Consider the following 9,552-nt stretch of genomic DNA (forward strand, 5'->3'; position numbering starts at 1 on the left):
CCAACCCCTCAATCCTTGAGGGGCTCCCTCGCCGGTTGGCAGGAACAAACAATAGTTTGTTCAATGCCAAGAGGGTTCGGGTGTAATCCAGTTGGTCAAGTCAAATACTCCCTTCGCTTCGCTAGGTCCGTTTTGATTGACCAACACATGCAACCATCTTTTCTCTATAATTTGAGTTATTCGACAATTAGTATTTAAATTATAAAAATATGCAATATTGCATATTTTTTTCGGAAAGGAAAGTATTTACAAACACTATATCCAGGTATAACATTGCATCTTGTAAGAGAAACAATAATAGAGGAGGAAAACAAATGAAGAAAAAAGGACTTCATTTATTTTTAGTAGCTGGTCTTGCTTTAGTAGGAATGAGTGCTATCAGTAATAATTATGCTAGTGCAGATGGTCAATATTCTATTGATTATCATAATGAATATCGTTTTTGGAATCCTGATGATCGTACATATTCTGCTCAAAAATGGACTGATTCTTATTATTACATGGATTGTACAAGTATGAGTGGTATTGAGAACTTTACAGCATATGCTATGGCAAATGGATTCGATGTTGCTGATGGTCATTATTACACTATAAAAAAAGGTTCTAATCTTGGATTATATAATTTAGCAACAGAAAGACAGGGTAAGGGTACTTCGGCTTGGATTAATGCTCAAAAATATGGTAATGGTTCTGCCTATGGTTCTTGGCAACCTGATAGATAAAATGCCAAATAAAAAAGGTAGTCGATCGACTTACTCAATCACTACCTTTTTTTATTTGGCATTTTATTTATCTTATTAAAAATTTTATGGAGGCGTTTTATAAATGTTTACATATTGGTTTACACGTATAAATAATAAACACTTATATTTATCATTATTGATTGGTTTTAGTATTTGTTTCTTACAACTTGTTTTTTCTGTTATAAGTGCTTCTCATTCTTTACATACCGCTGATTCTTTTTTTTCTCCTTATACAAAATGGATAGGAATTGATTTGGTATCCAGTTTTAAAACTATGTATTATTTTTTATTACCAATTATAGCAACTATTGGCGTAGGTAATATTATACAACAAGATAAAAATAATGGATTTCTATATATTTCTTTATCTAAAACTACTAAACAAAAATATTTCACAACGTTTTTTTTAACATCCTTTTTAACAGGATTTATTGTTATTACATTACCTTTATTATTTGATTTTTTGGCTGCCTTTTTATTTTTACCAAATGTACCTGTTGATCCTATTATTAATTCAAACATTGGTTTAACAGAAACTTCTACTTTTTTCCCTGATTTATATTTTAATCATCCTTTTATACATGTTTTATTTTATATTGTTCTATCTGGTTTCTTTGGAGGAATTTTTTCATTACTATCTGTTAGTTGTTCTTTTTATTATAACAATCAATTTTCTGTATTAATTATTGGATTTATTATTCAAATTGTCTTAACCATAATGAATTTATTTATTTCTTTTCCAATATCTCCAATGTTCTTTTTACCAGAAATACAGACAATACAAAATGGTTCTTTATTATATATTACTATATTAGCTATTTCACTTTTAAGTATATCGACTATCTTATTTTATCAAGGAGTTAAAAAACGTGTTATTTTCTAAATCTATCTTACACCTTTATAAAAATATAAAAAGAAATATCTTTTTTATATTCTTATCCCTTATCTTATTTTGGATTTTAAGTTTATTTAATACTTATTCATTTGTTCGAGGAGCAAACTTTTCATTTGAATTATTAAATATATTTTTAAGTTTTAAAAGTGAAGGATTTATTTCCTTTACTTTTCTTCCCTTTTGTTTGATTCTTACAACAATATTAATACATCAACAGGATAATCCATTTTTAATAGTTAGATTTAAAACTATATATCATTACTTTACATTTAAAACTATACAAATCATGATGCTATCCGTTCTATATGTATTCACACTCACAATTATATATTTTATAAATGCGAGTGTATTCAAAATATATACCCATACATCTTTTGAACTAAATAATTATTCAGCATATCTATATATTTTTTATTACACAATAATACTAATTGTTAGTGTTTTTAATATATTACTTTTACAATCTATATTAAATATTGTACTCAAAAATAATTTATTAAGCTTTATATGTATAATAATGATGATTTTATTAGATCAATTTTTACATATAAAATTGAATATATCTTTTATTCTTTATCATGGTATTGTCATAAAAAAAATCGATGTTCTCACATTAAACACTATTATTAATCAATGTACATACAATTTAGGTATTCTATGTATAGTATTAGTAGGATTTCACCATGTATATAGTAAAAAAGAATTTCATTAATCAGGAGAAATTTGATGAACTCAAAATTTTTATTACTTATAAAACGTGATTTTTTATTATTCTGGAGTATATCAAAAATCAAATTTTTTAATGCTATATTCCTTATTATCTCCATTCTGGCAATTACTGTATATCTCATTAAAATTAATAGTTCAATAATAGGAATCCCTAATACTCACATTTATTTTACAGATATATACTTTTATTTGTTTTTTGGAGTTAAATATGAATTAGTAAAAACAAATCATTTTGATTTCCCTATCATGTGGTTGATTTTAGAAATAATTCCTTTTTATATCATAGGGGATTCTTTTAAAATAATAACAACAAAATATTCTTTATTCTTAATAGGACGATCAATTTCCTATCATAATATTTTTGTTATTCAATGTTTCTTATCATTTTGTGTCATTCTTATTTATCAAGTAATAATTATTTCTTTTATAATTGTTATTACTTATATATTTTTTAATCCTAATTTTTCAAATGGCGAGTTTATTAGAACTCTATATCATATACAAAATAGTTCTAATATTAACGTAACATTCTTTATTCTCATTCAAATATTATCTTTAACTTGTATGATATTATTGTATAACAATTTAGTAGAATTTATGAAAAGCATATATGCTGTAGTTATCATTTTTTCTATTACATTTATAACTATTTATATTCCTAACTATAAAATTTTATGGATAAACGGAACTATGTTTTCAAGAATAATTGAATTTAATATTTCTTTCACATATATTATTTCAATAGAACTAATATTATGCTTTCTATTTTATATTATAGGAACATTTCTTTATAAAAATAGAGAATATTAAACATAAAAGGAGTTTATATAAAATGGAACCTTATATTATTTTACAAAATGTACATAAAAAAATTAAAAATCAAACAGTTTTAAATGATGTCAATTTAAAATTATATAAAAATAAAATATATGGTTTTAAAGGTCCAAATGGTTCAGGAAAAACAATGATATTTAAAGCTATTCTAGGATTAATAAAAATTGATAGTGGGAATATCACAGTAAATAAACAAATCATACGTAAAGACATTTCATTCCCACAAAATACAGGCTTTATTATAGAATATCCTGGTTTTGTTTCATCCTATTCTGGATTTAAAAATCTAAAATTATTAGCTATGCTCAATAACAATATTAATGATGAAAAAATTAAACAAACATTAATACAAGTTGGTTTAGATCCACATGATACACGACCATTTAAAAAATATTCATTAGGTATGAAACAAAGACTTGGAATCGCACAAGCAATAATGGAAGACCCTGAATTATTAATTTTAGATGAACCAACTAATGCACTTGATGAAGACGGTATACAATTTATAATCGAATTACTTAAAACATTAAAAAACAAAACCATATTAGTTGCTAGTCATGATAAACATTTTTTAAGTCAATTAACAGAAGAAATCTTTACTATTAATAATGGAACTATTCTATTTTCAGAGGACAAACATATATGAAACACAAAAAAATTATACTTATCACTTCAGTAATCATAATATGTGCTTTATGTACGCTAAAATATAATTCAGTTAACAAAGATTATAAAAATTATGAAATTATATCAAAACCAATTATATTAAACCAAGAATTTATTACCAATGACTTCAAAATCACATATATGAATACTCAAAAAAATACTGTGAATATAAATAATGATAAATACATTGAATATCAAATTAATATTAAAATGAAAAATAACACAAAAAAAAATATGCAATACCCATCTAATAAATTTTATATATTAGCACCTAATTATAATTATAACCAAAGTCTATACTTATATAATAAAGATAAAAAACAAATTCCATTTCATTTACAACCTAATGAAGAAATAGAAGGTTTTTTAATATTTAAAATGCCTTATGATTGGAATATCACTGATGATACTCCAGTTAAGATTATATATTCAGAAAGTAATACTGATAAAAATCAAACGATACAACATATATTAGATTTTCAAAAATAATTATTCACTTGTATATCATATACAATCCTATTTATCATAACGTCCTATTATTAGTCGCAAGGACAACAGATTCCCCTTACTCCTATAAAAGATTTTCTATTCCTTATCTTTTTTTAATTTATTTCACATATTTTATAGCAAGGGAATGCTTGTAGACTGATCTATACTGCATTCCCTTATTCTATGTATGCTATATTTCTATTCTTCTTTTTCCGACATTAGAACCCTACATAAAATACCGGACAAATTTACTTTTTAAACAAACCGAAAAAACCTTTCCGTTTTTGTTTCTGATTTTGCGCCTGCATATCTCTAATATTTTCAAGCAATAACTGATCTCGCTTCTCTAGCTTCTTCTCTATAAAAACTTCTAATTCATTGTTTTTACCTTCTACTTCAGTTAATTTTTTCTCTGTATTTGCTAAATGCTCTTTTGTCGTAACCAATTCATTCGTAATTTCTTGCAATTTCTGAACGAGTACTTGATTAAATTGATTTTGTAACTGTTGATTTTCTAATACTTCATTCAGTTTCTTTTCTAATTCTGATTTTTCTTCTTTTGAAACAAACGAATCAAGTTCTCCGTTTCGCCATGACCGAACTTGATCGTAAGACCATTTTTGAGCCTGTATTTTTTCTTTTATTCCTTTTAATTCTTCTATATTTTCCTTCGAGTATCTGCGATGTCCTCCCTGACTTCGCTCCGTTTGTATATTAAATTCATTTGACCATACCTTTAACAAATCAGGTGTAATTCCTAAAAGATCCGCAACAATTTTCGGTGTATGCATTTCCGATTTTAGTTCCAATTTTTATTCCTCCCCCAAAAACGGAATTCGTTTTTCACTTAAAAAATACGATTAAATCAACATTCCAATCAAAATCGAAATGTACTTACAACCGATATAAAAACCGATTTTAAAAACGATTTAATTTCCGAAATACATTCCGATTTTAACACCGATATGTATTACTTCTCGATAATAACATCAAAATCTTTTTTCTATATACAAGATTTTATGCAAAAAAAGAATAGCGAGAATCCCTAGAATCCCCGCTACATCAACGATGTATAAAATCATGTATACCAAATAAACAAACAAAAAAAGAAGAATCACTGTATAGACAAGGATTCTAGCAAAAGATTTGCTACCGATAATGAGATGTTATGTTAACCGAACACGAATATAATATACATTTCTTAATTTTAAGATAAAACGGTATAATACAAAGTGAAGTATTTGATTATAAATGCTGTAAAGGAGATGACCTTATGCTTTTAAAAGAAGAGATAAGAGTGGTTGTTGGTGCTGGAGAATACAATAACAATCCTAAATGGATACAAACAGAAGAGACAGAACTAAACTTGTTAAAACGGGATGATTGGGAGGGAAAATTTTCACCTAACACCGTAACAGCTATTTTAGCTGAACATGTATGGGAACACTTAACCTATGAAGAAGGGAAAGAAGCTGCAAAAATATGCTTTGATTTTCTAAAACCTGGTGGTTATATCCGTTGTGCTGTTCCCGATGGTTTTTTCCCAGATGAAGATTATCAAAATGGAGTACAAGTAGGTGGACCAGGGCCTAAGGATCATCCAGCAGCAAGTCATAAAATTGTACATAACTTTAAAACTATAACTTCCATGTTTAAAGAAGCCGGTTTCGAGGTAAAGCTTCTAGAATATTGTGATGAGAATAAAGATTTTCATTTCCATGAATGGGATGAAAAACAAGGATTTATTTACAGATCTAAGCGTTTTGATCATAGAAATAAGGATGGAGAGCTTGGTTTTGTTTCTCTTATAGTTGATGCTATAAAGCCATCAAAATAACATCAACTGTTATATAATTAAGAGTTCATAAAAAGAGGTTGGATATAATCATTCCAACCTTTTACAATTTACTTCCGCTTTCGAGAATTATGTAAATAAGCTGCCAATATGGACAGCTTATTTTATTTTTATTAAAGAACAACTGTTTCCGCAGCCTTCTTTAATGAACCAAGATTGTAAAACATATGATATTAAACATACATATGTTTTTGATTTTAAACGATGTTCTTGTTTTTGGGTGTGAGTGCTGGCTCGTCGTGTGGGGGCGAAACCCCACGTATTACGTATCAACATATTCTATAAGAACTATTTTTAAGCGATTGATCTAAGCGGTTCGGCTGGTATAATTGCTAGTCCAAGTCGAGCAACTATACCTCGTTTTTGGTCTGTTCGGCTTGGTGAAAGCTAAAAACCAGCCGAAAAAAGTTTTGCAAGGACATAATAAAAAAGAAAAGACGTTAGTCTTTAGGTGAGGATGAACGAACCGCCTTTTTTATTATGAAGGTGGAGATTTTTGAGCGTTGTTTGCTCAAAAATACGACCTGTTCCTTGCGGAACTTTTAGCTCTATATATAAGAGTGAGAAGAGGAAAGTAAAGAAATCCAGTAATAACAAGGGTTTATACGACATAGGGTGTGAATTTTTTTTCACACCTGTGTGATTTTTTTTTCACACCTAAAAAATGGAAAAAACAGCACAAAAAAAGATGTCAATAGTAAAATTGACATCTAAAATAAATAAATAGGTAATTTATGTTTTTTAGTATCACCCTTAACCTTAAAATTCCTTAATGACCTTTTAAAAATATGTTGAGTTGCCCTATCAACACTATCCTTTGGAGAACAACACATAATATTAGGATTTACAAACCATGTACGACTTGTGCAAATCCTTCCATCATCAGTTGTCATTCCTGCTTCTGCAACCCCTAAAACACCTTTCTTTAACAAGGAATTCATTGTTTTAGAAACACTTTCTCTTGTTTTACCAAGCTTTTCAGCTAAATAGCTAGGCGTTGCTGCATTAGTATCAATTTCATTATCATTATTATTTTTTTCAATAATTACATTAGTTTTAAATTCCAAATAAGAAGAAATTTGCAACAAAAACGCTTGCTCTGCATTAGTGAAATATCCAATACCATTTAAATATTCCATATTATCCATTATAATCTGCACAAATCTCACCCGATCCGTTGGTTTTTTCTTTTTTGCAATGAAATATTCTTCTCCGCCAGTCGCCTTACTTAATAACTGTAAGAGCATTGCTTTCTCTTCTTCTGAATAACCACCGGCTTGCAACTGATCATAAATACTATCAATCTTCCGATCTCTTAATTTCGCTTTTTTTTCAGCTTGTCCAAAATCTACAACTTTTGTCATAAAATAATTCTCTCCCTTAGTGGAAGGAATCAACTTTTATATGTTAGAATGTATATAGAATATATATTGGTTGATCCCAACCTTATTATGAAAAACCGCCTGTCCGCCAAGACTTTGGGCGGTTTTTTCGTCTTTCTATATAATAACATGAAATATGTTGTTAAAGGTTTCCATCTATTAAAAATCAATTCTTTTTCACCATTATTATATCTATCTTTCCATATCCAACCCTCTATGTTTATTCATTTCCTTCTTATGTTCACGTTCAAATTGATTATCTACTCCCTTGCTACCCAATTCATTTTTAACAATCTCTCTAAACCTCTTAAATTGCTCTTTAAAAATTTTTTTCGTTTGTACATATAAAACTCTTATATTTGTCTGCAAACCCTTTATATGAGCTTTTAATGAGCTAATTTCTCTATTTAATAGGCCAACCTCTTTTTGCAACTGGTTTTTTTCCTGTTTCAATGTTCTATTTTCTTTCATCCAACCTTCTGCAGTCATTTTTAAACTTTCATACTCTTTCACAAAGTCTGTTTCTCTCAAACGCTCATGATCCTTTTTGATAGTGACCGCTGCATTCACTTGCTTTGTTACTTCTTGATATTGTTCTGGTGATAACACATAATTTCTTGTCTGTTTCTTTGTAATTTCAGCTTTTCCAAACATTTTATCCTGTACTTCTACTACTACTTCTTTACGTAAAAATGGAATTTTAACAGGTTCATTTGGCACTCGATCACTAGCACTATCTAATTCTTTTTGCATTTGTTCTACTCTTTTTTCTAATTCCACATGACGCTGGCCAATTAGCTGCAGCTTTTCATTTTCACTCTCTACCTGTTGCTTTACTATCTCTAATTCTTTGTACGTATCAACAACATCACTTTCCAAACTCTTTTTCGTCATTTCTAATTCGTTTGTTTTCTCTTCAACATTTTTTAAATGATCGTCAATCGTTTGTAACTTAGTTTCTTTTTCCTCTACTTGATTTTCAATAGTTGACTTTGCTTCTGCATACTCCTTGTATTGACGGACTTTCATGTACTTATGTGAACCTACATTAGCACGTTCAAAATTCGGAATATATTCTTTAGCCAATTGCTCTATATAAGCGGTTTCCCTTTCTCTCCAATGCGCAATTAACTTTCTTCCCGTTCCTTCGACACCTTGTTGTTGCAAAGCTCTATCCATTCCGACACGCCTCGTTAATCCTCGACTACTTTCAAAGTTCGGTACATAGTTAATATGTAAATGTGGATTTGCTTCGTCATCATGTAAAACCATGTTATAGACTGCCAGATTGGGATTCCGCTCTTGAAACGCTTCAGCATACCGTTTTAACGCTTCTTTCTTAGCTTCCCTATACTTCGGGTCGTCTTTACCTTCTCCAATCGCTACGACCAATTCTCGTTGCTCATGCGTCTTATCATCTTTATGTATTTTGTCATAGTAATTCTCAATCTTACGGTCATTCCGTTTTTGCTTCTCGTTATACTTGTCCACCGCTTCTTGAAAGACATCCTTGTATACACTTCGGATGTCCTTTTGAACAAAGTAAATATTCTCCTCTGACCTAGCTGGATCAATGCCAGGATTCCCATGAATATTTTCCCTATTATTGTGGCTTAATGAACTTTGGTGAGATTGATTAAATGAGATAGAACCCAACATAAAGTGCCACCACTTTCCCTAGATTAATTGATACCATAAGTCTAGCAAAGCGACGAAATGGTGTCAATTAGAGTAACCCTATACGTATTTTGACGCTTTCGCATCAAAATCGATAGGGGTCTGCGACGCTTTTCGGCTTTGCCGAGCCACATTACACGTGGCAAAAACAAAACCTTGGGCGTTGCCCAAACCCACTGGGGAACTCTTCCCCAGACCCCATCATTCGAACTCCCCAACCCCTCAATCCTTGAGGGGCTCCCTCGCCGGTTGGCAGGAACAAACAATAGTTTGTTCAATGCC

8 protein-coding genes are annotated in these 9,552 nt (G+C 29.5%); 5 read left to right on the forward strand and 3 right to left on the reverse strand.

Going from position 1 to position 9,552, the window contains the following annotated elements:
* Window positions 1–314 precede the first annotated feature (314 nt).
* The 4 genes from PDQ33_RS27020 to PDQ33_RS27035 all read left to right on the forward strand — a co-directional run bounded on the left by PDQ33_RS27020 (window position 315) and on the right by PDQ33_RS27035 (window position 4,356).
* Window positions 315–722 (forward strand): hypothetical protein, encoded by a 408-nt coding sequence (locus tag PDQ33_RS27020; protein ID WP_050224766.1) that lies wholly within the window; start codon window positions 315–317, stop codon window positions 720–722.
* A 103-nt stretch (window positions 723–825) separates the two neighbouring features.
* Complete coding sequence (locus PDQ33_RS27025; protein WP_050224767.1) at window positions 826–1,626, forward strand: hypothetical protein; 801 nt, start codon at window positions 826–828, stop codon at window positions 1,624–1,626.
* A 1,573-nt stretch (window positions 1,627–3,199) separates the two neighbouring features.
* Complete coding sequence (locus PDQ33_RS27030; protein ID WP_050224770.1) at window positions 3,200–3,847, forward strand: ATP-binding cassette domain-containing protein; 648 nt, start codon at window positions 3,200–3,202, stop codon at window positions 3,845–3,847.
* Window positions 3,844–4,356: a DUF4352 domain-containing protein gene (locus tag PDQ33_RS27035; RefSeq protein WP_050224771.1), complete on the forward strand. Its 513-nt coding sequence runs from the start codon at window positions 3,844–3,846 to the stop codon at window positions 4,354–4,356. The genes PDQ33_RS27030 and PDQ33_RS27035 overlap by 4 nt, the downstream gene beginning before the upstream one ends.
* Before the next feature lie 248 nt (window positions 4,357–4,604).
* On the opposite strand, the gene PDQ33_RS27040 is transcribed toward PDQ33_RS27035, so the two are convergent.
* Window positions 4,605–5,165, reverse strand: a complete 561-nt coding sequence (locus tag PDQ33_RS27040) for a MerR family transcriptional regulator (RefSeq protein WP_050224772.1) — start codon at window positions 5,163–5,165, stop codon at window positions 4,605–4,607.
* 464 nt (window positions 5,166–5,629) lie between these two features.
* Here PDQ33_RS27040 and PDQ33_RS27045 point away from each other — a divergent pair, with 464 nt between their 5' ends.
* Window positions 5,630–6,193 (forward strand): class I SAM-dependent methyltransferase, encoded by a 564-nt coding sequence (locus PDQ33_RS27045; protein ID WP_098377561.1) that lies wholly within the window; start codon window positions 5,630–5,632, stop codon window positions 6,191–6,193.
* A 728-nt stretch (window positions 6,194–6,921) separates the two neighbouring features.
* Here PDQ33_RS27045 and PDQ33_RS27050 read toward each other — a convergent pair.
* Window positions 6,922–7,575, reverse strand: a complete 654-nt coding sequence (locus PDQ33_RS27050) for a hypothetical protein (protein WP_012552744.1) — start codon at window positions 7,573–7,575, stop codon at window positions 6,922–6,924.
* A gap of 210 nt (window positions 7,576–7,785) precedes the next feature.
* The gene (locus PDQ33_RS27055) at window positions 7,786–9,252 is read right to left on the reverse strand and encodes a plasmid recombination protein (protein WP_012552741.1); all 1,467 of its coding nucleotides are present in this window, start codon (window positions 9,250–9,252) and stop codon (window positions 7,786–7,788) included.
* Between the last annotated feature and the right edge of the window lie 300 nt (window positions 9,253–9,552).

The organism is Bacillus cereus group sp. Bc031 (assembly GCF_027716265.1).
Taxonomy (GTDB): Bacteria; Bacillota; Bacilli; order Bacillales; family Bacillaceae_G; genus Bacillus_A; species Bacillus_A paranthracis.

Coding starts and splice junctions, on each gene's coding strand:
- PDQ33_RS27035 (WP_050224771.1), top strand. CDS start 3,844: ATGAAACACAAAAAAATTATACTTATCACTTCAGTAATCATAATATGT.
- PDQ33_RS27020 (WP_050224766.1), top strand. CDS start 315: ATGAAGAAAAAAGGACTTCATTTATTTTTAGTAGCTGGTCTTGCTTTA.
- PDQ33_RS27055 (WP_012552741.1), bottom strand. CDS start 9,252: ATGTTGGGTTCTATCTCATTTAATCAATCTCACCAAAGTTCATTAAGC.
- PDQ33_RS27045 (WP_098377561.1), top strand. CDS start 5,630: ATGCTTTTAAAAGAAGAGATAAGAGTGGTTGTTGGTGCTGGAGAATAC.
- PDQ33_RS27050 (WP_012552744.1), bottom strand. CDS start 7,575: ATGACAAAAGTTGTAGATTTTGGACAAGCTGAAAAAAAAGCGAAATTA.
- PDQ33_RS27030 (WP_050224770.1), top strand. CDS start 3,200: ATGGAACCTTATATTATTTTACAAAATGTACATAAAAAAATTAAAAAT.
- PDQ33_RS27025 (WP_050224767.1), top strand. CDS start 826: ATGTTTACATATTGGTTTACACGTATAAATAATAAACACTTATATTTA.